Here is a 24,761-nt window from a genome sequence, read left to right on the forward strand (position 1 = left end):
CCATGGGGGAAAGCGCGTTAGCGTTAGGCTCTTCTCAACGCTCCGTCCGTTAATGACAAAAAAAGAGCCAACGTTATGCCAAGTCTAGTGTCAGCGCCCTCAGAACGTCGAAGCGAACCGAGTATGGCGACGCCGACCGAGGCATCCTGGGTGTTCAACACCGTAAGCGCCTTAAACGATACGCTGACGACCCGCCATCATAGCCGCGATTTCGTCTTTGCCCATGGCCATTTTTTGCGTAGCCGCGTGATGGCCGTCGGGTTTCTCTTTTTACTCCTTTCGCCGCCTTGGCTATTAATCGATGCGTTGATGCTGCCCCCAAGCGTGCAGCGCTACACCTTGGCCGGGCGCGTGGTGATGATGCTCGGCTTTGCCGCTGTGGTGTGGTGGGCATGGCGTAGCGAAGAGAGCATTCGCCGTGTCCGTTTTAGTGCCGGTGCTTTGATTGCGCTGCCTGCACTTTTTTACGCGCTGGTGCTGGCTGTTTTACCTAGCGGCACGAATCAAGCGCTGGTGGGCTACGGTTTTATCCCCTTTTTGCTCGTCGCCGCGTTAAGTGTGTTTCCGTTTACGCTGTTGGAGTCCTTGCTGGCGGGCCTTCTACTGCAGGCGCTGTTGGTGTTTGCTCAGCATGTTAACGGTAGCTGGATGACGCCGGCGGGGCTTGAAGCTCAGTGGCTATTAGCGACGCTGCTGATCGTGGCGTTAACCGCTAACCATTTTCAGCTCAGCCTGTTGCTGCGGCTATATCGTCAGGCAACCCACGATGCGTTGACGGGCCTGTTAAACCGCGGGGCGATGGAGCGGCGACTGGCCGAGATCGAACGAGAAGAAGCGCGGATCGGCAAACAGGTGCCCTATGCGCTGTTGATGCTGGATATCGACCACTTCAAGCGCGTTAATGACACCTATGGCCACTCGGTGGGCGATAAAGTGCTGCGTGAGTTTGCTCGTCTGATTGCGCTGCAGGTGCGCGCTGGGGATTTTGTCGCTCGCTATGGGGGTGAAGAGTTTGTGGTCGTGTTGCTGGGCGCGGACACCGAAAGCGCCACCGACGTGGCAGAGCGGATTCGCCAAGCGGTCGAAGGCGCCATGCTATTTGACCACGACGGTAACCCCGTGCCAGTCACCACCAGTGTCGGTGTTGCCTGCCCGGAAGAGCCGCTAGGCAGCGAGGCAACGCTGAAAATCGCGGATGACCGCCTTTACCATGCCAAAGAAGGCGGGCGTAATCGCGTGTGTAACGGATAACGGCTTATGGCGCGTCTTCAATGTCGTCTATGAAATCGTCCATGAGACCGTCTATAAAATAGAGCGCATCGGCAAGCGAGGCATCCGGCGGGTCGCACGCCAATGTGTTGGGCACGAGGGCCATGTGCGCCTCAACCCCCAGTGCCCTGAGTTGGTGCGGCACGCCATCGCCATACGCTACGTGTCCAACGCCCATCAACCCTACGGCCAGGACGTCTTCTCTTGTGGCATCGGCGAGGGCGCTTGCCATCGCCACATCCCATGTCAGTTGGGCATTGAGGAAACGCTCAAATGCCGCGTCGGCCGGTTCATCATCGCTTTCGCCCATTGGGTGGGCGTTAAACGTCTGTTTTAACCGGTTACGGTAATCAGCGCTGGGGTTTACTGGCGCGGGGATGTGGTGCCGGTTTTCGGCGGCCACCGCATCAAACCCGTCTGATGCCAGCTTTTGGCGTAGCGCCGGGCGGATATTGAGCGCCAACAGTGGGATTTGCTCCATGCGTGCGAAGTGCAAAATGGGCCAGTAAAGCTCGGCGTTAAATCCCCAGGCATTGTGCCAATCGCTTTCCGCGAGAAACGCTTCCTCGCTGAGTTTTCCCGCGACCCAGGCGTTCAACGCAGGCTGGGCGTCGCGCGGTAGCATCTCCAACCCAATCACCAACTTGTCGCGATGGGCCGCAAGGCCCGCCAGCGTATGCAGCTGCCAGCGGTGATGGGCCACTTGGTCATGTTGCTCACCAAGTAACACCACGTCTTGCCGCGCTGCCTGCGCTAACAGCGTGGGGGCTGAAACCGTCACGCCATTTTGCCACCAGCTGCCGGGTATGAGGGTTTCCGCCGCCGCCTCAGACGACGCGCAGTCGCTGGCTTGAGCGGTCGATAAAAGACTCAGCGCCAACAGCGCGGAAGCGGGCGTTAAGGCGCGGCTTAAGGGCATGGTATCGTCCTGGTTTAGCGGTCCTGGATATTAACTCGCCTCAAGCTTCTTGATTTCGGCAAGCAGGCTTTCCGCCTCTTCAGTCAGCGTGGCATTCGCGCGCATGTCGCCGTTGCGCGACGCTTCCATCGCTTGTTGCAGTTTGCGTTCATAATCTTGCTGCAGTTTCTTTTTGGGGTCGCGCTTAAATAAACCAAACATGGGGAGGCTCCTCTATTGTGTATATTATTTGTAGAGGTTTTGTCTTCCTTTGTCCAATGTTTGCGTCCCATTATAAGGCACTTAACCGCCTTTGATGCCGTTTTAGCGTCACGCTTTAGGCCGATGGATGCGTTAAACAGTCTCGTAGGAAATGCTCAAAATCGTTTAAAATGATAGGCAAGCTGACATGCAGGCGGTGATCATCATCGATCAGGCGTAAAGAAAGGTGCTGGCGCTGGGCAAAGTCGATGACCGGCCCCGGCGGGACGACGTAGTCTCGCCAGCCGTGAACGATATGCGTCGCACGGGCGTGCAGAGTGGGCGACGTTTCTGGATAGTCGGGCAGGCCAATGGCGGGCGCAATCAAAAAACACCCCCGAGTGGCATGCTGAGCGCTGACCATGGCACTTAGCCAGCCGCCGAGGCTTGAGCCAGCCATGACGCATTCAGCCGGGTTGTCACCGCGAGTGTTCAGCGTTTGGTTAAGGTGCTCAAGCCGGGTTTGAGGCTCGGGCATGTCGCGGTAATCCATCACCACCGGCTCGCAGTCTTCCAGTTTTTCCACAATGCCTTTAAGCGCCTGCATTTTTAGCGCGCCAGGGCCGCTTTCCAACCCGTGAGAGAGATATACCGTGATCATGACAAACCCCGCTTATAACAGTCATGAACCTACAGTAGCGTCTTCTCTCCCGGATTGCCAAGCGCCATCAACCTAGCAGCACAAGGCTTAACAACGCAAAAGCGTAGCCCATGGCGGCACCGGCCAACACATCGCTTACGTAGTGCAAGCCAAGCCCCACGCGCGAGATGGCAATCAGCAGCGCCAACGGAATCACCATGGGCAACAGCCACGGCGTGTGGGCCGCGACCAGCACGCTAAACATCACCGCGTGCATGGTGTGGCCACTGGGAAAACTGTAGCGGTCACGGGCGGGTTCACTGCACTGAATGCCATTGCGATAGGTAATAAACGGGCGCTCACGGCATAACCGTGTTTTCACTAAGCGATAAACGAAAACCGCGAGAAGCGCGGTGAGCGTGTATTGCGCCAAGCGCATACCGCCTTCGGGCAGCAAAAAAGGTTGGGCCACTATCAGCGCCACCCATACCGGCCAGTCACCAAGCCGACTAGCAGCTTGCAGCGTTAGCCGCCAGGGTCGATAGAGCGAGTAGCGCGTTACGCGTTGACAGAATTGCCATTCGAGCAAATCAAGACGATCGAATACGGCAAGGGGGTGAGGTCGCATGATAAGCCTCCTGGGCTTGATGAAGGTAGGTAAGCAGTTGCCGGGCAATACCTGTCCAGCTTTGTTCCAGCGCGCGAAGACGCGCTAAGCGGCCAAAACGGGCGTAATCGGCCGGGCGTTGGCACAGTAATACCGCCGCTTGGCGAAAGGCGTCATTATCACCGACGGTGAGGGTTAGGCCGTTGTGGCCATGGTGAATGAGCTCGGCGCTGGCAGCGTGTTGATACGCCACCACGGCTAAGCCGCTGGCCATGGCTTCTGTCACCACATTGCCCCAGGTTTCTGATAGCGAGGGAAACAGGAAAATGTCGGCGCTGGCGTAGTATTGGCTTAGCGCCTCGGGCGGAAGAAAGCCGGTAAAGTGGGCGTCGGGTAGCGCTTTTTGCAATTGGGTACGCGCCGGGCCATCGCCGACAATGACCTGAGCCATATCCGGGCATACGCTACGCATGGCGTGCAAGGTTTCCTGCAGCAGTGTTAGGTTTTTTTCCGCCGCGAGACGACCCACATAAAGCACCACCGGCTGGTGGTCGTTCACTCCCCACTGGCGGCGAAGATCGACGTCGCGAAGTTCGGGGGAAAATTTATCCCCATCAATGCCACGCGAAAGTACCTGGACATGATGAATGCCATCGCCGCGTAAGGCGTTTGTCTGTGCTTGGGTGGGCACCAGCGTCAGCGCGCAGTCGTTGTGAAAATAGCGCAGATAGCGCTTGGTGGCCGTGGCTAAAAAGCCCAAGCCGTAGCTGTGGCAGTAGTGATCAAAATTGGTATGCCAGCCAGCCACGATGGGAATATGTAACCGTAAAGCGGCTTGGCGCGCCGCCCAGCCCAGCGGCCCTTGCGTGGCTAAATACACCACATCGGGGCGTTGGGCGAGAAAGAAACGCCGCATCCGCGCCGGGGTGGTCAGGCCGATTTTTACGTCGCGATAGCCCGGTAGCGGCATGGATGGCGTGTGAAGTTCGGTATCAACCGACGCTGTTTGTCCGGCAGCGGCGTTTTGCGGTCTCGGGCGAACGAGATCAACCGTGACGCCCAGGCGTGCAAGCTCATGGCTCAGACGGCGAAGCGTATGCGCTACGCCGTTGATTTCCGGCGCCCAGGTTTCACTAACAATACACAGCCGCATCGCGACGCCACCCTTCGGTTTACGATGGGGTCAGTGTGGCGGGCGGCGATGACAGTGCCGCGACAGGTGCGTGAAGAAGTGATGACCATGGGCGCGGTTCAGATAATCGCGTGGCGCACTTTGGCGGATACCCATTCAGAAACCAGCACTGTGGCGAAAATCATGAGGAAAATCACGCTGACGTGATCCCACGCTAGGGTGTTGATGGAGGCGTTAAGCTGCAAGCCAATGCCACCCGCGCCGACCAGGCCCAAGACCGTCGATTCACGAATATTGATATCCCAGCGGTAAACGCTGATGCCGGCAAACGCGGGCATCACCTGCGGCAGTACGCCGTAGCTCATTACCTGCAGGCGGCTGGCACCGGTGGCGCTGATGGCTTCGACCGGTGTGGGGTGGATCTCCTCAATCGCCTCGTACAACAGCTTGCCGACAAAACCAATCGAGCGCAGGGCGATGGCAATAATCCCCGCCAGTACGCCGGGGCCGAGAATTGTCACCAATAACATGGCCCAAATCAGCGAGTTGATGGAACGTGATGAAACGATGATCACTAAAGCGGCGCTGCGCACAAGCGGGTGTGGCGACGTATTGCGGGCGGCGAGAAATGCCACCGGAAACGCTAGCATAATGCCCAATGCCGTGCCGAGCGTGGCGATGTTGAGGGTATCCCACATGGGCTTCCACAGCTGAGAAGCATAGCTCCACTCGGGCGGGGTCATGCGGCTGATCAGGTCGGCGCCTTGGCGCCCTGCGTCTTCCACAAACACCCACATGGTGTTATCGGAAATGAGTTTCCAGCAGAGCAGAAAAAGGCTCACGCCTGCTAGCCAGGCAAGGTACTGAAGCCACTGGGCGCGCGTGGTGCGCAGGCGCCACTGGGGTTGCCCATGTTGAGCGGTTGAAACTGGCATAAAAACTCCTAGCGTCGGCGGCTACTGCGTCCAGCGGCGGACATGACTTGAGCTGTATTCCGAGAGCAGCACAATGGCGATGATCATCAACAAAATGGCCGCCGAGGTGTCGTATTCGTAGCGGCTGATGGAAGTGTTGAGCGTGGCGCCGATGCCACCAGCACCGACGATGCCGATTACTGCCGATTCGCGGAAATTGATATCCAGCCGGTACATGGAAAGCCCAATCAAACGTGGCATGACCTGCGGCTGCACCGCATGGTTTAGCGTTTGCCACCACCCAGCGCCGGTCGCCCGAACCGCTTCGACCTGGCGCCAGTCCAAATCTTCGATATCTTCAGCGAGTAGCTTGGCCATAAAGCCAATCGTGGCGAACGCCAGGGTAATCATGCCCGCAAACGGTCCGAAGCCGAACATCACCACAAATAAAATGGCGATGATGACCTCTTGAAACGTCCGCGAGACGGCGATGATGCTGCGGCAGATAACGTAAATCGGTAAGGGGGCAATATTGCGTGCTGCGCCCAGCCCTACTGGCACCGCCAGCGCGATCCCCAGCACCGTAGAGGTGACCGTCATGGTCAAACTTTCCAAAAGCCCAGCGAGAATGTCGTCCCAACGGCTGACAAAATCCGGCTGCATAAAGGCAGATAAGAAGTTCATTCCGCGGCTTGCGCCTTCCGCCACCCGTGCCCAGTTCACCTCTACCGAGGCAAACGCTAAAACAAGATACACCGCAAGCGCTAACACAAGCCCCCAACGTAGCCCGGGGCTTGCGATCAGCGGCAGGCGGCGCCACGTTCCTTGCTGTGCTAAATGCTGGCGCTGTTTAGATGACATCGTGCTCACGACGCGCCTCCCGTTGCCATATGCGTTACCACATTCGATGCCTGGGTGCGTTTTGATGCCGGGCGCGTAGCGTTTTGCTCGTCTGATTCAAGCGGCTCAGGCGTGGTGTCCCATTCTTCTTCGCCATAAATGGTGGTTAAGATATCGGCGGTTAATTCGCTTGGCTGGCCGTCAAACACGATTTCACCGGCGCGTAAGCCGACGATGCGATCAGCAAACTGCTTTGCCAGCGCGACATCGTGAATATTGATGATGGCCCCTAGGTCGCGTTCAGCGCAGAGCTCACGGATCAGGCGCATGATCTGCCGCGAGGTTTTAGGGTCAAGGCTGGCTGTTGGCTCATCAACGAGAAGCAGCTTCGGACTTTGCAGCAGCGCCCGGGCGATACCCACCCGCTGGCGCTGCCCGCCGGAAAGCGCATCGGCGCGTTTATCAATGGCGTGCGCCAAGCCAACGCGTTCGAGCAAGCGAAAGGCTTCCGCCACCGCGGTCTGCGGATAGCGGCGTAAAAAGCTACGCCAGAACCCAACATAGCCAAGCCGCCCGGAGAGCACGTTTTCCATCACGCTGAGGCGGTCGACCAGTGCGTATTCCTGAAAGATCATCCCCATGGAACGCCGTGCTTGGCGTAGCTTATGCCCGGATAGCGAGGTCAGCTCCACATCGTCTAACCGAATGTTGCCTTCGGTGGGTTCTACCAGGCGGTTGACGCAGCGAATCAGGGTGCTTTTGCCCGCACCCGATGGGCCAATCAGGGCCATTACCTGGCCTTTGGGTAGGGTTACTTCAATCTCGTTAAGCGCGCGATCCCCGGTAGGGTAACGCTTACCGACGCCACTTAGGGTTAGCATGTTGTACCTCGTTACATAGCAAACCGGCCAGAAAGAAGCCCTTCTGGCCGATAAAATGCGTCAGTGACACTTAATCGCAGTCGTATGTCACGCCGTTGGCATCAGCGATAGTGCGGATCACGTTCCAATGCTTTTCATAGGTGATTGGAATAAATTGCGCTTCACCTGAATTGCTGAACTCTTCCTTCAGCGCGGTACCTTCCCAGTCGTAGCTAAAGAAGGCATCTTGAATCGTCTCCTGAAGCTCAGGGGTTAAGTTATGCGCCGTGCCGTAAGCGGTGGTGGGGAACGTTTCTGAGGTGTAGATCGTGGTGTAATCGTCTTCGGCGATCACCTCGCGGGCAAGCATGCGGTTAAGCACCGAGTTAGCCACGGCAGCTGCTTCGTAGTCCTCGTTAACCACGCCTAAGATCGAGTTATCGTGCGAGCCGGAGTAAGCGGTGTCGAAGTTTTCGTCGGCTTCCATGCCGTACTCCGAGCGTAAAAGCGCCGAGGGCGCACGGAAGCCGGAGTTAGACGTCGGGGAGGTAAAGGCCAACTCACGTCCTTGGATGTCGTCTACCGAGCGGATACCGCTGCTGGGGTACGTAATGATCTCCATCTCGTAGCCGAAGCTTCCGTCTTCACTCGCCATGATGGTAAAAGGACGCATACCGCCACAGTTAACCGCCACCGGTACGCTACCGGTGTTAAAACCGGCGATGTGCAGGCGCCCGGCACGCAGTGCTTCTAACTGGGCAGCGTTGGATTGCACCGGGAAAAACTGCACGCGTTTACCGGTCGCTTCGCTTAAGTGGTCGAGGAAATCGGCCCATACATCGGCGTAAACGGCGGGGTCTTCTACCGGTGTGTAAGCAAAAATGAGCGTGTTCGGATCGACCTGCTGTGCGGTGTCGGCGGGAATATCGGCCACCATATCGCCGTCGGTATCGCTGTAGCGCGACGATAAATCAGCGTTGGCGGCAACGCTTGCGGTGGCAAACAGGCCAACGATAGCGCTATTCAACAGGGTGCGTTTTAACAGCATATCAACGTGCTCCAAAGCAGGTGGGCAAAGCGATTCACCATCAATACCTTGGCCTGCTTAGATGACACGGCGACGACAGTCCTGTGACGAATCGGTGAACGTGTGGTTACACGATGCCTTATGCCTTTCATAATACGTCTGTATCTTCACCTTTTTCGGCGCTGGGCAAACGCGGTTTGTCCCTCTACCCTGGGGCGTGCAAATGACCTATCAATGAGGGAAAAAATGACCAACACGGTACTGATCACCGGGGCGAACCGCGGCGTGGGCTTGGCATTAGCCGAGCGCTATCATCACGCTGGCTGGCGCGTTATTGGGGTGTGTCGACAGGGCTCGGATGCGCTGAAGGCGGTGGCTGAGCGCATGATTGAGGATATTGACGTGACGCAACCAGACGGCGTGACGCGTCTAGCGCAGGCGCTTGAAGGCGAAACGCTTGGCGTGCTGATCAATAACGCCGGTCTGTTGCGCGATGAGTCACTCGGTGAGATCGATTTCGACACCATCCGCGATCAGATGGAGATCAACGCCTACGCGCCGCTACGGGTGTGCGAGGCGCTGTTGCCAAACTTGGCGGAAGGCAGCAAGATCGCCAACGTTACCAGCCGCATGGGCTCGATTGCCGATAACGATTCGGGTGGACGCTACGGCTACCGTGCTTCAAAAGCCGCGCTTAACGCCTTTGGCAAATCGCTGGCGATGGATCTCAAACCCAAAGGCATTGCCGTGGCGCAGTTGCACCCCGGCTTTGTGCAAACGCGGATGGTGAATTTTGGCGGCAAGATCAGCCCTCAAGAAGCCGCTGCGGGTATCGCGGCGCGTATTGAGGCGCTTACCCTCGATACGACCGGCGGCTTCTGGCACAGCAACGGCGAGCCGCTGCCTTGGTAGCCTTCTCTCTCTTTTTTTACGGTGCGAGCGGCGCGAGCTGACAAACCTGCTCACGCCGATGCTGCTGACGCCCCATTAAGGTTTGCCGCCAAGCGTGAAGCTCTGCCTTGGCGGCATCGTGTAGTGGGTGTTCATGTTCAAAGGCGTCAAGCCAGGCAAGCTGTACGGTGCGGTCTTGAAAATCGCCCAGCAATTTTTGGCGCGGTTTTAAGCGTTTGAGGACGTCGCTGTGCTGCTCGGGCATTAGCTCGGCAAGATAGCGAATGCGTTTGACGCTTTTGCGCAGCTCGTGCAGTGCCTCACTGGGTGAGTCTGTGCTTAGTTCGGCTAGCTGCTCGTCGTGGTGCGCAATGCGCGCCTCCAATACCCGCGCGATCTGTTTGGGCTTGAGCGTATTGAGCGCGCGGGCGAAGGCTTTGCTCGCGATCAGCGTTTGCCAGCGCTGCATATCGTCTTGGTAGGCATCGCTTGCCAGCGTTTCACACAGCGCCTGGTGGCGTTGACGCGCGGCATCGCGCAGCCACTGGCGCAGCGGTGCGCCAAGATGCGGCAGGTCGGGGGTATCGCTGATATCTAACAAAAAAACATCCAAGTCGCGCAGCTCGCTCGTGGCTTGGGCATGTTTTTTAATACGCGTCAGCGCCTTTTTTAGCTTGGGCATTTTGATGATGGCGCGCACGGCTTCCGCCACGGCGCGGCTGCGGCGCAGGTTAACGCGGTACTGGTGCAGAAACTCAGCATCCTCGCCCACGATCACGCCAGGCTCCAGCTCACGCACCAGGCCGTAACGATGCTGCAGCATGGTTGGCAGGCGCTTGGGCAGTTTTTTGCTTTTTAACGTCTTTTTTAGCGTCGGCTGGGGCGGTATGTTGTGTTTGAAAAGCGCGTAGCTTGCATCAATGGGCGTTAGGCTATCGATGAGTTCGGCGCCTGTTTTTAGCTTTTCCACGTCTTCCCAACGATCAATCGGCAGTGCTAGGTGCAGCATGCCCAGCGTGGGAAGCTTGGCGGCGGCCTTGGGCGCTAACTGTTGCGCCAATTGCTTCAGTGCCGGGTTATGGCCGACAAGCGTAATGCGCTCGGCGCTGGGCTTTTCGTGAACGAGCCAGCGAATAATCGCGTTGGCGTCAAAGTTGTAAAGTGCAGGCTCGCTATGGGCGCGACTTTTTAGCGCCAACCCCGGCAGTGCATGGCTCAACTCGGCGAGGGTCTGCTGCGCGCGCACCGCGGGGCTTGCGTATACCGTGCCAGCAAAAACGCTGCGGTGTTGCAAACCGGCGGCGATGGCGGCCGCTTGCGTTTTACCGTGCGCGCTGAGTGGGCGCTCGTCGTCGGCAAGCGTCGGGTCTTCCCAGCTCGATTTGGCATGACGAAGCAGAAATAGGTGTTTCACAGCAGCACTCCTTGTTGCGTGATGGCATAGATTTCTCGGTGACCTCTATAGCGTAGTCGGCGTAAGCGAAGGTGAGTGGTAGGGTTTTGTTAAATTTAACCCATTAAGCCAGGATAACGCGGGGAGTCACTCCCCTGGTGATGGCGTACGCTGTCCTGTGGCGCTATTAAAAGGATGTAGCGCATCGCGGGTCACGTAGAACTGTAGGGTTTCGCCTTCGGCGACCGGGGGTTGCCCCGAGACGCGGATGACCGTGGGCTGGTCGCTATCGGCGAGGTTTACATACAGATGGCTTTCGGCCCCGGCGGCTTCAAACAGCGCAAGCGTTGAGTCGACGGTTAAGTGAGGCGCTGTGGGCGGCGTTAAGTGCATATCATCCGGGCGAATGCCGACGATGTCGGTGCCGTCGGGTAGGTTGTCCAGCAGGCCGTTGGCGCCCTGTGTGTGAAGGTAATCCACGGGCAGCATGTTCATGGCGGGGGAGCCGATAAACCCCGCGACAAACATGGTCGCGGGGCGGGCGTAGATCTCCATCGGCGTGCCCACCTGCTCGATCTGCCCGGCGTTCAGCACCACTAAACGGTCACCCAGGGTCATGGCTTCCAACTGGTCGTGGGTCACATACAGGCTGGTGGTTTTCAAACGCCGCTGGAGCTGCTTGATCTCCACGCGCATCTGCACGCGCAGTTTGGCGTCCAGGTTGGAAAGCGGCTCGTCGAATAAGAATGCCGCCGGGTCACGTACCAGGGCGCGGCCCATGGCCACCCGCTGGCGCTGGCCGCCGGAAAGCTTGCGCGGCTTGCGCTCCAGAAACTCTTCAATCTCGAGCATCTTGGCGGCGACGTGAACGCGCTGATCAATCTCGCCTTTTTTGAAACCGCGGTTTTTCAGGCCATAAGCGAGGTTGTTGTACACCGTCATATGCGGGTAGAGCGCGTAGTTCTGGAACACCATGGCGATATCCCGCTCGGCGGGTTCGAGCTTGTTCACGACCCGTTCGCCGATGTTGAGCGTGCCGTCGGTGATGGTTTCAAGCCCGGCCACCATGCGCAAAAGGGTCGATTTACCGCAGCCGGAAGGCCCCACGAGCACTACGAACTCGCCGTCTTCGATCTGCAGGTTAACGCCTTTGACCGCCTGAACATCGCCGGTATAGGTTTTCGTTATTCCCTCCAGGGTAATGCTGGCCATGTTATTTCTCCGTCTCGGTCAGGCCTTTCACAAACAGGCGTTGCATAAACAAAATCACTAATACCGGCGGCAGCGCGGCCATGACCACCGCGGCCATCACCAGGTGCCACTGGGGATTCTCTTCCGAGGTCATGCGCTGGATACCCATCACGATGGTGGTGTAGTCGGGGTCGGTGGTGATCAGCAGTGGCCACAAATACTGGTTCCAGCCGTAGATAAACATGATCACGAACAGGGCGGCGATATTAGTCACCGAAAGCGGCATCAGGATGTCCTTGAAGAACTTCATGGGCCCCGCGCCGTCGACCCGCGCGGCTTCGAGCATCTCTTCGGGAATGGTCATAAAGAACTGGCGAAACAAAAACGTCGCGGTGGCTGAGGCAATCAACGGGATTGACAGCCCGGCAAAGCTATTGAGCATGTTGAGGTTAGCGACCACCTGAAACGTGGGAATAATGCGGACTTCCACCGGCAGCATCAGCGTGACGAAAATCAGCCAGAAAAAGAATATTCGAAAACGAAAGCGGAAGTAGACGATGGCAAAGGCGGACAGCAGCGAAATAAACAGCTTGCCCACGGTGATCGCCATGGCCATCACAAAGCTGTTCCACAGCATCAGCGCGGCGGGGGGAGAATTAGACGACGACACACCGGATTGCCACATTTGGGTATAGTTTTCGATCCCATAGCTGCCGGGCAGCAACGGTAGGGTACCGCGCAGTAGCTCATAAGGTGCCTGGGTCGACGCCACAATGGCGATATACACGGGGAAAACCACCAGCGCCACGCCGATGATCAACACAGTATGGGCAAAGACATTGGCCCAGGGTCGGTTTTCAACCATCTTGTACTATCTCCAAAAGACTCTCTCCAGAAAGGACGGTCACTCAAGGCCGGGCAACGAGGACGTAGAAACGTGCTTATCAATAGTTAACGCGCCGCTCGATAAAGCGGAACTGGATCACGGTCAGCGCGACCACGATGACCATCAGAATCACCGACTGAGCGGCGGAAGAACCCAGGTTCAGCCCTATGAAGCCATCCGCATACACCTTATAAACCAAGATGTTGGTAGCCTGTGCCGGCCCGCCTTCGGTGGTGGCGTGGATAATCCCAAAGGTGTCGAACATGGCATAGACCACGTTAACGACCATCAAGAAAAAGGTGGTGGGCGTGAGCAGTGGGAAAATAATCGTCCAGAAGCGTTTGATGGGGCTGGCGCCGTCAATGGAGGCGGCTTCAATCAGTGATTGCGGAATGGACTGCATGCCTGCCAAAAAAAACAGAAAGTTGTAGGAGATCTGTTTCCAGGCGGCGGCTAAAATCACCAGCAGCATGGCATCGCTGCCTGAGTTGCGGTGGTTCCACTGGTAACCCACCATTTCCAGCATGTAAGGCACAATGCCGATGGAGGGGTTGAAGATAAACCACCACAATACGCCGGCAAGCGCTGGCGCAATGGCGTAAGGCCACACCAATAGAGTGGTATAGGTACTGCGGGAGCGAATCATACGATTGACGGTGCTCGCCAAGAGCAGGGCCACCGACATCGACAACAGCGTGGTGCCTACGGCGAATACCACGGTCACCGACAGCGAGTTTACATAGCTGCCGTCGCGAAATAGGCGGGCAAAATTTTCGAGCCCCACAAACGTCGAGCGCAGCCCAAAGGCGTCTTCGCGCAACAGCGATTGATACAGCGCCTGACCGGCTGGCCAGATAAAAAAGATCAGGGTGATGATCACCTGAGGCGCCAGCAGCGCGAAAGGCAGCCAGCGCCCTGGAAAGGTCATGCGTTTGGTTTGCATGGGCAACTCACATATAAGCGACAGCGCCGCCTACCCCAAAGGGCAGGCGGCGAAGTGAGTAGTTAGTTACTGATTAGCGGATTGGAAATCGCGCAACAGGTCATTGCCGCGTTCCACTGCATCGTCCGTCGCTTCCTGGCCTGATTTTTCACCGGTCATCACGGCTTCCATTTCTTCGGAGATGATGTCGCGGATCTGCACGAAGTTACCAAAGCGTAGGCCTTTGGAGTTTTCGGTTGGCTCGTTAAGCGTCATCTGCTCAAGCGAGATATCCGCACCGGGATTCTCTTCGTAGTAGCCCTGCTCTTTACTCAGATCCCAAGCGGCTTGAGTGATGGGCAAATAGCCGGTTTGCTGATGCCACTGCGCTTGTACCTCGGGCTGGGAGAGATACTCAAAGAATGCCGCAACGGCTGCGTACTCTTCTTCGCTATGCCCTTGCAGCGCCCACAGCGTAGCGCCACCGATAATCGAGTTCTGCGGTGCGCCTTCTACGTCGTCGTAGTAGGGCTGCATGCCTAAGCCGACGTCAAATTCTGAATTGGCGGCGACGTCCGCACGTGAAGCAGAAGAGCCAAAGAAAATCGCGCAGTCCTGGGAATAGAACATCGGTTCAGAGTCAGGGCCGGTGCCGGGGCCAGCCCAGCGGAAGATGTCTTCTTCCTGCCAGTCGTGGAGGTTATCCCAGTGGCGAGCAACCAGCTCGTTGTTGAAATTGAGCTCGGTTTCCATCCCGCCAAAGCCATTTTCCAGCGTGCCTAACGGCGAATTATGCATGGCGGAGAAGTTTTCCAGCATTACCCAGCTTGGCCAGGAGGTGGTAAAACCGCAGCTTGCCGCATCGGAATCAACCAGTTGGCGAGAGAACTCCACCACTTCTTCCCATGTCTTGGGGGGCTGTTCGGGGTCCAGGCCGGCTTCCTCGAACATGTCGCGGTTGTAGTACATGATCGGGGTGGAGGAGTTGAACGGGAACGACAGCATGTCGCCGTTGGTGTCGGTGTAGTAACCGACGACGGCGGGCAGAAAGTCATTGTTATCAAAAGCACGGCCGTGAGCTTCCATCAGCTCATGCACGGGATAAATGGCGCCTTCGGCGTTCATCATGGTGCCGGTGCCGACTTCAAAGACCTGCAGGATGTGCGGCTGCTCATTGGCACGGAAGGCAGCGATCGCACCGGTCATGGTTTCGGTATAGGTACCGCGGTAGCTGGGCGTGACCCGATAGTCATCCTGCGATTGGTTAAAATCGGCGGTGATGCCTTCGAGGATATTACCCAACTCGCCGCCCATGGCATGCCACCAGTCTACTTCGGTAGTGGCATGAGCAGAGAAACTGAGGCTGGCAGTCGCTACCCCAACGGCAAGCGCGTGCAGTGCAAAACGAGACATAAAAGCTCCTTGTGGGCCTGAAATGCATCAGGCAGAACCATGCGTTTGTTAAGGTTGTTGGATGCATAGACTGTAAAAAGTGTAGATGACGTTTAGGTGAACGCCAGATGAACTACCCATGACAACTTGCCGATGTAGGCGACCCGGGGGCGGGGTGATAGGCTGGCAAGCAAGATAGCCAATGACAGGAAGGGCATGATGAGCGACGCGGAGCGACTGTTAGCAAGGCTGGTGGCGTTTGATACCACCTCGAGCGAATCCAACCTGGCGCTGGTCCGCTATGTGGAAGACTATTTAGCTTCCCATGGTGTGGAAGCCGAGCGGGTGATGAGCCCGTGTGGCCATAAAGCCAATTTGATTGCCCGTATCGGCCCCGATGCGCTGGGTGGCGTCATGCTTTCCGGGCATACGGATGTGGTCCCGGTGGCGGGTCAGCCCTGGTCGAGCGACCCTTTCACCCTGCGCAATGGCGGCGATGGTCGGTTATACGGGCGCGGTACCTGCGACATGAAAGGTTTTCTGGCCTGCGCCCTGGCCAAAGTGCCCGAGTGGGTGAACGCGCCACTCAAGCAACCTGTTTATCTGGGGTTTTCCTACGATGAAGAAGTCGGCTGTGTGGGCGCGCCGGATCTGATTCGGCGATTCTACGAGCATTACTCGACCACCGCGCATGTGATTGTCGGCGAGCCGACCAGCATGCAGCCGGCCGTGGCGCAAAAGGGCGCGACGAACCTACGCACCACCGTCACCGGGCGCGAGGCCCACAGCAGCCAGGTCAACCAGGGCACCTCGGCAATTCATGTAGCAGCACGGCTGGTGACCTTCATCGAGGACACCATGGCGGCGTTGGTAGAAGAGGGCCGTGTCGATGAGGCCTTCAACGTGCCCCATACCAGCCTGCACGTCGGCAAAATCAAAGGCGGCACGGCGATCAATATCATGGCGCGGGAGTGCCAGTTTGAGTGGGAGATTCGCCACCTGCCGACCGATACGTTCGACGAGATATATACGCGTTTTGAAGCGTTTTGTGCCCAGCTAAGCGCTGAACTTAAGGCCAGAGGCAAGCACGTTGAGATCACGACCGAGGCGCTTAACGTGACAGTGCCGGGACTGGCGGATCGTGATAATGACCGAGTCCTACGCTTGGCGAAAGATCATTTGCCAGCAGGATGCTGTGACCACGCGGTGGCCTATGCGACCGAGGCCGGGCAGTTTCAGGGGCAGGGGTTGCAGACGATCATTCTGGGGCCAGGCTGTATTGCCCAGGCGCATCAACCGGATGAGTATATCGATAAAAACGAGCTTGAGGCGTGCGAGGCCTTTATGTCACGGATGGGCAAGGCGTTGGAACAGCCGTTTGACGCGCGGGAATCGTAGAGGTAAGTAAAGAGGTAAGCAGTAGACAAACAAAAACCCCACGCGCATAAGCGAGTGGGGCGTCTAGCGGTACAGCTTTAATGAAACGTCGAAGGGGAGCGTGCTACGACGATTGGTGCTCTTCATACAGTTCGGCTTTCGCATGGCGCATAACATCTTCACAGGCTTGCTGATGGGCCAGCTGCGTGAGCAACCGCTGAGTCAATTCAAACCCTTTTCCCAAGCAAGTATCCACTTCATCACGGCTAACAATCGGGGAAACGTCATAGTTGATTTTCAACGTTCTGCCGCCGCCTTCTAGCCGGTCGGCAATATCTCTTAGCCGCCACGCGATTCGCTCTTTCCAGCTTGATGATTCTTCTGCGGCTTCGTTTACGCTAAACGTGCACTGCCATTGCGGTTTGTAGACCTTCATGGGAGAACCTCTGCTATTTGTTTTGGAAAGAATGATCGATCGTGATGCGTACTCCGTGAGAAAAAACATGCTGCATTGATAGTGTACCGAAATTGGCACCTAAGCTAAACAAATCATACGAGACGCCAACGGGGAGGATCGATTAGCCTAGACGATTGTCGCCCCAGCGTTTGGGCACGACGGTAATTGGGGGGCGGTAATGCCGATTAAAATGCGCGATTTAGCACAAGAAAGCTTACTCCTGTTAGCGGCAGTGTCATTGCTGTGCTTAGGGGCTGCTGGGTTGACGTTGAATCTTTGGGAGCGCCATTACGCGCTGGTCGCCAATGTGCTCGTTCCTGATGCGGCGCTTAGCGCGATGCTCTTTGGCGCAGGGCTTTTGGCCTCAATGCAGGGGTGGCGCTGGGTGCGTTGTGGCGTCATGTCCATGCTCCTTTTGCTGCTGTTGTATACCTTAGTGCACAACGTGGTGGCCGGGGGGGTCACCTCATCGTGGATTACCCAAGGGCGGCGTATGGCATCGCTCTCGACCTTAGCCATGTTGCCCGCAGCGGTGAGTTTGCTCTTAGGGTTAACCACACGTTGGCACCAACGGCTATGGCGGCTTTCCGGTGTTTTGCTATGGATATTCGGCTTACTGGCATTGAGTGTTTTATCAAGCCTTTGGCTGCAAGCTGCATTGCGCGTGGATATGTTGGCGACGTCGTCACCGTTTGTCGTTGTCTTCTTCGCTTTTTTGCTGGGGATGGCAATGCTGCTCGCAAGCCAACGTGAAAGCGAAAAAGCGCTTAATCTTGGCTCACTGACAATGGCAGCGTGTGTGGGCGGCGTGGCGCTGAGCAGTTTGGCGTGGCTGGTGCTCAGCCAGCAACAGCATGCCAATACGCAGCAGCGAGCGAGCTATTTGCTGGACAATATTCAGCTCAACGTTGAGCAGGTAGTGGAAGCCAAATCGCGCTTAATGGAGCGAATGGCCGCGCGGCTGGAGGCTGCCGAAACGCAATTTGACCCAGTCGTCATGGCACAAGATGCACACAACTACCTGCGCGATACGCCCAGCATTGAAGTCATGACGTTATTGAGTGCCACCACCCAGCAACAAGAGTGGACGTTTGAGCGCTCGCCTGCGCAAACGCGCTGGCTGGAAGCGCAGTTAAGCCGTGATGCGATCAAGGCATGGTTGAATGTGCCGTTTGAGCAGCCGCAGCTGTTACTGCCGGATGCAAACCGCCCGGCCGCTGCGTTACTGCTGATCCATTTACCCGACCACAACCAACAATTGGTCACGGTATTCGACCTTGAGACCTTGCTGCAGAGCGAGCTGAGCTTGGAGCTGGGGCCTTTCCATGTCGGTGTTATCCGCCAAGATGAAAGCCTATTTTTTCTACCCTCGTCTGACATGGCAAACGACACCGACAGTGCCCTCTACTATCCGCTGGCGTCTCAAACGGTGGCGTTGCCGGGAGGCAACAATTTAGCGCTAGAGGCATACCCTGGGAGCCACCATAACTGGCAAGCGGCCACTTTTGTACCGATGGGGATCACCTTTGGCGGATTGACACTAAGTTGGCTATTGGCGTTCAGCCTTGGGGCGGTGAGCTTGACCTCAGCGCGCAGCCGGGAACTGGCCGAAGCACGCCAGATGCTTGAGGATCAACAGCGCACGCAACGTATGATTGCCCAAGATGCCCCGCTGGAGAGTATTTTGGAGACGATTTGTCAGATGTTGGAGCGGCAGCTGCCGGGGGCTATCTGCTCGGTCATGCTCGCTGACGCTGAGAAAACCCACTTGCACTTGGCCGCGGGCGCACGTTTACCGGCTTCTTATCGCAAGGCGATGACGTCCATTCATATCGGCATCGACTCTGGGGCGTGTGGCAGCGCCGCCTTTCTCCAAGAGCTTGTCGTTTGTGCCGATATTGCGAACGACGATCGCTGGCAAGGCTATCAAAATATCGCGTTGAAAAATGGCCTAAGCGCCTGCTGGTCGTCCCCGGTGCTTGGCAGCAATGGCCAGCTTTTGGGCACGTTTGCCATCTATTACTTAAGCGTTGCCGAACCGGATAAGACTCACCAAGTGCTCATCGAGAAAGCTGCCGGACTGGTGGCGTTGGTCGTCGAGCGGGCACAGGTGCGACGCTCGTTACAGGAGAGCGAGCAGCGCTACCGTTCGTTGGTCGTGCATAACCCCGATGCGGTGTTTTCACTCGATTTAGACGGGCGCTTTGTCAGTGCCAATGCGACCTGCGGCGCCATTACCGGCTATACCCCCGACGATATGCTGGGTCGCTCTTTTGTCGATTTTATTCAGCCCGATGATATCGAGCGGCTGATGCTTATCTTTAATGATGCCAAGCAAGGGCATATTGAACGTCACGAGTTAATGTTGCATGACCGCGACGGCCAAGCCCATGTGATTGCCATGATCAATACGCCGATCATCGTCAATGGTGAGATCGAGGGGATTTATGGTATTGGCCAAGACGTGACGGCGAGTCGACGTCAGCAAACGCGGCTACGCACGCTAGAACGAAGTGTGGAGGCAAGCGTCAACGGTATTGTCATTGCCGATGCCATGCAGCCAGACCAGCCGATTATTTATGCCAACAGTGCTTTCAGCCACATGACCGGCTACACCCAAGACGAGATTATTGGCCGTAACTGCCGGTTTCTACAGGGAGAAGAAAGCGACCCCAAGGTTGTATCGCGTATCCAAACACACGTAAAAGCCCAACGCGATATTCACGTCACGCTGTGTAATTACCGTAAAGATGGCACGCTTTTCTGGAACGATTTGTACATTGCGCCGGTGCGCGATGATGCGGGGCACGTTACCCACTTTGTCGGGGTGCAGCATGATATTACCGAGCATAAAGCGTTTGAAGCACGCTTGGCCTATCAAGCCTCTCACGACGCCCTGACGCACCTGCCCAACCGTTCGTTGTTCGAAGAGCGCTTGCTGGCCGAGTTCACTGCTTCTCAGCGTCGCGGAAAACAGGTTGTTGTGCTGTTCGTGGATCTGGATGATTTCAAGCCGATTAACGATAATTTAGGCCACGCGGTCGGTGATCTGTTGTTGGTCGAAGTGGCTCAGCGCCTTCTTTCGGCGGTGCGGCCACAAGATACCGTGGCGAGACTAGGCGGCGATGAGTTTGTTATCCTACAGACCCGTATTGGCGATGACACCGATGTCATGGGCGTTGTCGAACGTATGTTGCCGTCACTGGCACAGCCGTACAGCGTTGATGGTCAGGAGCTTTATCTCACCGCGAGCATTGGCATTGCCATGAGTCAGCCCGGCACGCTACATCCGCAAGCGTTGATTCAGCAGGCCGATATGGCGATGTATCAAGCCAAGCAGCAGGGGCGTAACGCGTACCATTGGTTCAATCATACACTCACTGATAGCGTTAGCGAGCGCATGGTGCTGCGCAATGACCTGCAAGAAGCGATCGACCACGACGCTTTTGAACTCTACTACCAGCCGCTGATCAACCGCGACGGTAGGCTCTCCGGAGTGGAAGCGCTGTTGCGCTGGCCGCATCCAGAAAAGGGCTTTATTTCCCCGGCGCGCTTTATTCCGCTGGCGGAAGCGACGGGGCAGATTATGCCCATTAGCGAGTGGGTGCTGATGCGAGCCTGTCGCGATATGCAAGCGCTTTCTGATCAAGGCTATGGCGCGGTGAAAATCGCGGTCAATGTATCGCCGCTGCAGTTTCACCGCACGAGCTTCTTGGCCACGTTGCGCGCGACCTTGGATGCCACCGGCTTACCCGCTGAGCAGTTAGAGCTTGAGTTGACCGAAGGCATTTTGCTGGATAACACCGAGGCCGCCATTGATACACTGCACGCGCTACGTAGTATGCATATCCCCGTGGCGATTGATGATTTTGGCACCGGTTTTTCTAGCCTCAGCTACCTGAAAAACTTACCCATTAGCACGGTGAAAATCGACCGTAGCTTTATCAAAGAATTGCCCCATAGCGAGGATGACGCGGCGATCGTGCAAGGGATTATTTCCATGGCGCACCACCTGGGGTTAAACGTCGTGGCCGAAGGCATCGAAACGCCGCCGCAGCATGTGCGTTTGCTGGATTATCAATGCGATACGTTTCAAGGCTTTGGCTTGGCCAAACCCATGCCGCTGGACAAGCTAAAACGCTTTTTGCAGGACTTGAAGCACGCGCCAATCACGCCAGACATACAGGTTCCGTGACCGTGACAGGAGCAAAGCAAACGTGGTACCTGTATTTATTGCAGTGCCAGCGCGGCACATATGTGGGCATTACCAACGATCTCGCCAAGCGTTATCGTGCCCACTGCGAGGGCAAAGGCGCGCGTTATACCCGCGCCAATCCACCCCAAGCGTTACTCGGTGCGCAGCCGTTTGCCGACCGCGCCGCGGCGAGCCGCGCTGAATATGCGCTGAAACAAAAACGCCCGGAGCAAAAACGCCACTGGGCCGCCGAATGGCGCTACCCCGATTTTCTCGATTGTGAGGTGATAAAAGACGGTCATGCTGACGTTTCACAGCGATAAGACAAGCTTGCGAGAGGCGAAAACCGAGCTTCACGATGGGGCGCTGGTCTCGCCGTTTGAAAGCCCCGAGCGGGTGGCGTTGATTCTTGCCCACCTTAAGCAAGCGCAACTAGGAGAGATTCGCGCGCCGCGCGCTTACGGGCTGGCACCGGTGCTTGCCATCCACGATAAGGGCTATGTGGATTTTCTCGAAAGCTGCTGGCAGCGCTGGCAAGCAGCGGGTCACGCGGGCGAAGCGATGGCCAATATCTGGCCTGCTCGTACGCTGCGCAGTGATCGCATCCCTGAGGCGGTTAGCGGGCAGCTGGGCTACTATGCGCTAGCGGCAGAAACCTCGATCACGCAAGGCACGTTTGACGCCGCCATGGCGAGCAAAGACGTGGCGCTGGCCGCTGTCTCGCATACGCTTTCAAGCGGCGAGCCGAGCTTTGGCCTCTGCCGCCCGCCGGGTCATCACGCGGCGCGGGATCAGTTCGGCGGCTACTGCTTTTTCAACAACGCGGCCATTGCTGCGCAGTACGCGCGAGACGCTGGCAAAACGCGCGTAGCGATTCTGGATGTTGATTTCCACCACGGTAACGGCACCCAACAGATTTTTTATGACCGTGAAGACGTCCTGTTTGCGTCGATTCACGGCGATCCGTCCGTGACGTTTCCGTATTACGCGGGCTATGCTGATGAGATAGGCGACGGCCCTGGCACTGGTTTTACCGTAAATTATCCACTGCCGCCGGGTACCGATGTGCCCACGTGGCTGGCAACGCTTGATCAAGCGATGGCGCGACTCCAAGCGTTTGACCCCGAGCTTTTAGTGGTGTCGCTAGGGGTGGATATTTTCGAGGGCGATCCGATTAGCGCTTTCACCTTCAAAAGTGAGGATTTTGTGACGCTCGGCGAGCGCCTTGCGCAGCTAAAACGACCCACGACGTTCTTGATGGAAGGCGGCTATGCGGTTGAAGATATCGGCGTCAACGTAGTAAACGTACTGCGCGGTTTTGACAGCGAGAACCTTGGCTAGCATTGCAGCAGATGACTTTTGCGCTAAATTCGGGCAGGCTGGCCCCCTTATCACTTTAGGGAGAGACAGGTGGCAGTTTATGGCGGCATACAGGCGCGTGAGCTGGGGTACTGGCTGGACGCGTTAATCAACGCAGCCTATGATCGACGCTGCCCGCTTTCGAGTGTGCATGGCGGCTTTGCGCGTGCGCGTACCGCCCGACAAGATCTTCTGGATATGGCAAGCCGCTACCGCAGCAACCAGCAAAGCGCGGACGCCACCGCCGCCGCCCTTGGCCGCTGGTGCCAGCTCTATCTGACCGAAGATGAGTGGTATCAGCTGACCGGCGCACGCCTGAGCAAAAGCGACACGCCGACGGACTGGTTGCTCCGCCATCACGCTGGCTGATACGTTGCAGTATGGGGTTTTTCGTCTACCCTAGTGCTCGCAGTTATAACCGTTCGAAGTCACATTGATTGACGTTTAATCATGCCTTTTCGTTTTACAAGGAGTTGATTAGATGGCATTCAGAAACATTCCTTTTCGTACGACCACCCAGAAACGGTACAGCGAAATCACCGATCTGCCCTCAGCGCAGCGTGCGTCGGTGCAGGATATCTACCCATCACGTCTGCGCTCAGCGCCGGATGCACTCTGGCAGCCACGCCAAGATGCCGTGGTCAAGGGTCGCGAACTTGATGGGCCGCTCTCTCAAGCGCAACTCGACGAGTTTGAGCGTCAGGGTTTTCTGTTCATTCCCAACCTGATGAGCGGTGAAGAGCTCGATGAGCTGCGCCAAGAGATGAAGGCGCTGCTGGAGCACGACGATTTTCGTGGGCGCGATTTCAGCGTCACCGAGCCGGAAAGTCAGGAAATTCGCTCGCTGTTTGCCGTGCATTTTCTTTCTCAGCGCCTTGGTGAACTAGCGAAAGACGCGCGATTAGCAGGGGCCGCCCGGCAAATTATCGGCGCCGACCCTTATATCCATCAGTCGCGTATCAACTATAAGCCAGGCTTTGCCGGTAAAGGGTTCAACTGGCACTCCGATTTTGAGACATGGCACGCCGAAGACGGTATGCCGCGTATGCACGCGGTCAGCGCCTCGCTGATTCTGACCGACAACCACGAGTTTAACGGTCCGCTGATGCTGATCCCCGGCTCGCACAAGGCATTCGTGCCTTGCTTGGGCGAAACCCCGACGGATAACCACAAACGCTCGCTAAAAGCTCAGCAGGTGGGTGTGCCTGGCCCCCAAGCGCTAACCGAGCTGGTCAACGAGCACGGTATCGAGGCACCGAAAGGCAAGGCCGGGGGGCTTTTACTGTTTGATTGCAACGTGTTGCATGCGTCTAACGCCAACCTTTCACCGGACCCGCGCAGCAATGTGTTTTTTGTCTATAATCGTCCGGATAACCGCTGCCAAGCGCCATTTGCGGCCCCCAAGCGCCGTCCCGGCTTTTTGGCGCATCAGCCCGGCGAGCAGTGGACGCCCAAATAAACGAGCGCTCAGCCGAAAACAGGGGGTAGCACTGTTGCCATGGTGGGGTAGACTATTGTGTTTGTCGTGACACGTCGGCACCCATCCGGAGAAGGAGACTACCCGCCATGCGCTTTGTTCCACACTTTACCGATGGCCAGGCGTTTCCCCAGCCGCTGGGCAAAATCGTCTGCATCGGCCGCAACTACGCCGACCATGCCAAAGAGCTGGACAACCCTGTGCCCACCGAGCCGCTTTTGTTTATCAAGCCGGCCACTAGCGCGGTGGACCTTAGCCAGCCGCTAAATCCGCCGTTTTCTCGCGGGGAGGTCCACTATGAGATCGAATTGGCGCTGCTGGTAGGAAAGACGCTGACCGACGCCACCCAAGACGAAGCCGAGCGCGCTATCGTCGGCATTGGCCTTGCCATGGATTTGACCCTGCGCGATGTGCAAACCCAGCTGAAAGAGAAGGGGCACCCGTGGGAGGTTGCCAAAGGCTTCGATGGCGCCTGCCCGTTATCCGCATTTTTGCCGCTCACCCGCGTACCTAACTGGAACGCGCTAGCGTTCACACTGGACATTAACGGTGAAGAGCGCCAACGCGGGGAGGGGGCGGATATGATTTTCCCGGTACCGACGTTGGTGGCGGAAATGAGTCGCCACTTTACGCTCGAACCCGGTGACGTGATCTTAACCGGCACTCCGGTCGGCGTCGGCGAGCTACCCCGTGGCGCGGCGCTCAAGATGACGCTCACCGGCGGGCTGGAAGTCACAAGCAGCGTGGTTGATTAAGGCGAATGTAAAAGCCAATATTCGAGGCTGCGATCCAGACCCGCTATTCGAGAATGTGACTCAAGATCGTTATTCAAG

Annotated in this window: 24 protein-coding genes; 9 read left to right on the forward strand and 15 right to left on the reverse strand. The window is 57.1% G+C overall.

What is annotated here, in order from left to right; all coding sequences use genetic code 11:
- Positions 1 to 123: 123 nt before the first annotated feature.
- Entirely contained in the window at positions 124 to 1,251 is a 1,128-nt protein-coding gene (locus M8006_RS08310; RefSeq protein WP_250081090.1) for a GGDEF domain-containing protein, read from the forward strand.
- Between the two features lie 4 nt (positions 1,252 to 1,255).
- Here the strand turns inward: M8006_RS08310 and M8006_RS08315 are convergent, their stop codons facing one another.
- The 9 genes from M8006_RS08315 to phnD all read right to left on the reverse strand — a co-directional run bounded on the left by M8006_RS08315 (position 1,256) and on the right by phnD (position 8,409).
- The gene (locus M8006_RS08315) at positions 1,256 to 2,188 is read right to left on the reverse strand and encodes a ChaN family lipoprotein (RefSeq protein WP_250081092.1); all 933 of its coding nucleotides are present in this window, start codon (positions 2,186 to 2,188) and stop codon (positions 1,256 to 1,258) included.
- A gap of 30 nt (positions 2,189 to 2,218) precedes the next feature.
- On the reverse strand, positions 2,219 to 2,389 hold the full coding sequence (locus tag M8006_RS08320; RefSeq protein WP_250081095.1) for a DUF6435 family protein: 171 nt from the start codon (positions 2,387 to 2,389) through the stop codon (positions 2,219 to 2,221).
- A gap of 115 nt (positions 2,390 to 2,504) precedes the next feature.
- On the reverse strand, positions 2,505 to 3,029 hold the full coding sequence (locus tag M8006_RS08325) for a YqiA/YcfP family alpha/beta fold hydrolase (RefSeq protein WP_250081097.1): 525 nt from the start codon (positions 3,027 to 3,029) through the stop codon (positions 2,505 to 2,507).
- A 67-nt stretch (positions 3,030 to 3,096) separates the two neighbouring features.
- Complete coding sequence (locus M8006_RS08330; RefSeq protein WP_250081099.1) at positions 3,097 to 3,636, reverse strand: phosphatase PAP2 family protein; 540 nt, start codon at positions 3,634 to 3,636, stop codon at positions 3,097 to 3,099.
- Positions 3,599 to 4,768: a glycosyltransferase family 4 protein gene (locus M8006_RS08335; protein WP_250081101.1), complete on the reverse strand. Its 1,170-nt coding sequence runs from the start codon at positions 4,766 to 4,768 to the stop codon at positions 3,599 to 3,601. Before M8006_RS08335 ends, M8006_RS08330 begins: the two co-directional genes overlap by 38 nt.
- 98 nt (positions 4,769 to 4,866) lie before the next feature.
- Complete coding sequence (gene phnE / locus M8006_RS08340; protein ID WP_250081103.1) at positions 4,867 to 5,682, reverse strand: phosphonate ABC transporter, permease protein PhnE; 816 nt, start codon at positions 5,680 to 5,682, stop codon at positions 4,867 to 4,869.
- A gap of 21 nt (positions 5,683 to 5,703) precedes the next feature.
- Entirely contained in the window at positions 5,704 to 6,522 is an 819-nt protein-coding gene (gene phnE / locus M8006_RS08345) for a phosphonate ABC transporter, permease protein PhnE (protein WP_250081158.1), read from the reverse strand.
- 5 nt (positions 6,523 to 6,527) lie between these two features.
- Complete coding sequence (phnC, locus tag M8006_RS08350) at positions 6,528 to 7,382, reverse strand: phosphonate ABC transporter ATP-binding protein (protein ID WP_250081104.1); 855 nt, start codon at positions 7,380 to 7,382, stop codon at positions 6,528 to 6,530.
- A 70-nt stretch (positions 7,383 to 7,452) separates the two neighbouring features.
- Positions 7,453 to 8,409 (reverse strand): phosphate/phosphite/phosphonate ABC transporter substrate-binding protein, encoded by a 957-nt coding sequence (gene phnD / locus M8006_RS08355; protein ID WP_250081106.1) that lies wholly within the window; start codon positions 8,407 to 8,409, stop codon positions 7,453 to 7,455.
- A 225-nt stretch (positions 8,410 to 8,634) separates the two neighbouring features.
- Here phnD and M8006_RS08360 point away from each other — a divergent pair, with 225 nt between their 5' ends.
- A complete protein-coding gene (locus tag M8006_RS08360) occupies positions 8,635 to 9,300 on the forward strand; it encodes an SDR family oxidoreductase (protein ID WP_250081109.1) in 666 nt (221 codons plus the stop codon).
- Between the two features lie 16 nt (positions 9,301 to 9,316).
- Here the strand turns inward: M8006_RS08360 and M8006_RS08365 are convergent, their stop codons facing one another.
- From M8006_RS08365 to ugpB, 5 genes are all read right to left on the reverse strand, one after another.
- Entirely contained in the window at positions 9,317 to 10,693 is a 1,377-nt protein-coding gene (locus M8006_RS08365; RefSeq protein ID WP_250081111.1) for a CHAD domain-containing protein, read from the reverse strand.
- 126 nt (positions 10,694 to 10,819) lie between these two features.
- Positions 10,820 to 11,884, reverse strand: coding sequence for a sn-glycerol-3-phosphate import ATP-binding protein UgpC (locus tag M8006_RS08370; RefSeq protein WP_250081113.1), 1,065 nt, complete (start codon positions 11,882 to 11,884; stop codon positions 10,820 to 10,822).
- A gap of 1 nt (position 11,885) precedes the next feature.
- Positions 11,886 to 12,728, reverse strand: a complete 843-nt coding sequence (gene ugpE, locus M8006_RS08375) for a sn-glycerol-3-phosphate ABC transporter permease UgpE (protein WP_250081115.1) — start codon at positions 12,726 to 12,728, stop codon at positions 11,886 to 11,888.
- A gap of 79 nt (positions 12,729 to 12,807) precedes the next feature.
- Positions 12,808 to 13,692, reverse strand: a complete 885-nt coding sequence (gene ugpA / locus M8006_RS08380) for a sn-glycerol-3-phosphate ABC transporter permease UgpA (protein WP_250081117.1) — start codon at positions 13,690 to 13,692, stop codon at positions 12,808 to 12,810.
- A 66-nt stretch (positions 13,693 to 13,758) separates the two neighbouring features.
- Complete coding sequence (gene ugpB, locus M8006_RS08385) at positions 13,759 to 15,084, reverse strand: sn-glycerol-3-phosphate ABC transporter substrate-binding protein UgpB (RefSeq protein WP_250081119.1); 1,326 nt, start codon at positions 15,082 to 15,084, stop codon at positions 13,759 to 13,761.
- 198 nt (positions 15,085 to 15,282) lie between these two features.
- Here ugpB and argE point away from each other — a divergent pair, with 198 nt between their 5' ends.
- On the forward strand, positions 15,283 to 16,461 hold the full coding sequence (argE, locus tag M8006_RS08390) for an acetylornithine deacetylase (RefSeq protein ID WP_250081159.1): 1,179 nt from the start codon (positions 15,283 to 15,285) through the stop codon (positions 16,459 to 16,461).
- Positions 16,462 to 16,564: 103 nt separating this feature from the next.
- Here the strand turns inward: argE and M8006_RS08395 are convergent, their stop codons facing one another.
- Entirely contained in the window at positions 16,565 to 16,876 is a 312-nt protein-coding gene (locus M8006_RS08395) for a hypothetical protein (RefSeq protein WP_250081121.1), read from the reverse strand.
- A gap of 199 nt (positions 16,877 to 17,075) precedes the next feature.
- On the opposite strand from M8006_RS08395, the gene M8006_RS08400 reads away from it, so the two are divergent.
- The 6 genes from M8006_RS08400 (at position 17,076) to M8006_RS08425 (ending at position 24,683) form a co-directional block, all read left to right on the forward strand.
- Positions 17,076 to 21,092, forward strand: coding sequence for an EAL domain-containing protein (locus M8006_RS08400; RefSeq protein WP_250081123.1), 4,017 nt, complete (start codon positions 17,076 to 17,078; stop codon positions 21,090 to 21,092).
- A gap of 2 nt (positions 21,093 to 21,094) precedes the next feature.
- Complete coding sequence (locus M8006_RS08405) at positions 21,095 to 21,415, forward strand: GIY-YIG nuclease family protein (RefSeq protein WP_250081124.1); 321 nt, start codon at positions 21,095 to 21,097, stop codon at positions 21,413 to 21,415.
- Positions 21,393 to 22,433, forward strand: coding sequence for a histone deacetylase family protein (locus tag M8006_RS08410; protein WP_250081126.1), 1,041 nt, complete (start codon positions 21,393 to 21,395; stop codon positions 22,431 to 22,433). The genes M8006_RS08405 and M8006_RS08410 overlap by 23 nt, the downstream gene beginning before the upstream one ends.
- A gap of 69 nt (positions 22,434 to 22,502) precedes the next feature.
- Positions 22,503 to 22,820, forward strand: a complete 318-nt coding sequence (locus tag M8006_RS08415) for a hypothetical protein (RefSeq protein WP_250081127.1) — start codon at positions 22,503 to 22,505, stop codon at positions 22,818 to 22,820.
- 112 nt (positions 22,821 to 22,932) lie between these two features.
- Positions 22,933 to 23,910 carry an ectoine hydroxylase gene (thpD, locus tag M8006_RS08420; RefSeq protein WP_250081129.1) on the forward strand — a complete coding sequence of 326 codons (978 nt, stop codon included), beginning with the start codon at positions 22,933 to 22,935 and terminating at the stop codon, positions 23,908 to 23,910.
- A 107-nt stretch (positions 23,911 to 24,017) separates the two neighbouring features.
- Positions 24,018 to 24,683 carry a fumarylacetoacetate hydrolase family protein gene (locus M8006_RS08425; protein ID WP_250081131.1) on the forward strand — a complete coding sequence of 222 codons (666 nt, stop codon included), beginning with the start codon at positions 24,018 to 24,020 and terminating at the stop codon, positions 24,681 to 24,683.
- Positions 24,684 to 24,761 lie beyond the last annotated feature (78 nt).

It is taken from the genome of Halomonas llamarensis (assembly GCF_023555005.1).
In the GTDB taxonomy this organism is placed as follows: domain Bacteria; phylum Pseudomonadota; class Gammaproteobacteria; order Pseudomonadales; family Halomonadaceae; genus Vreelandella; species Vreelandella llamarensis.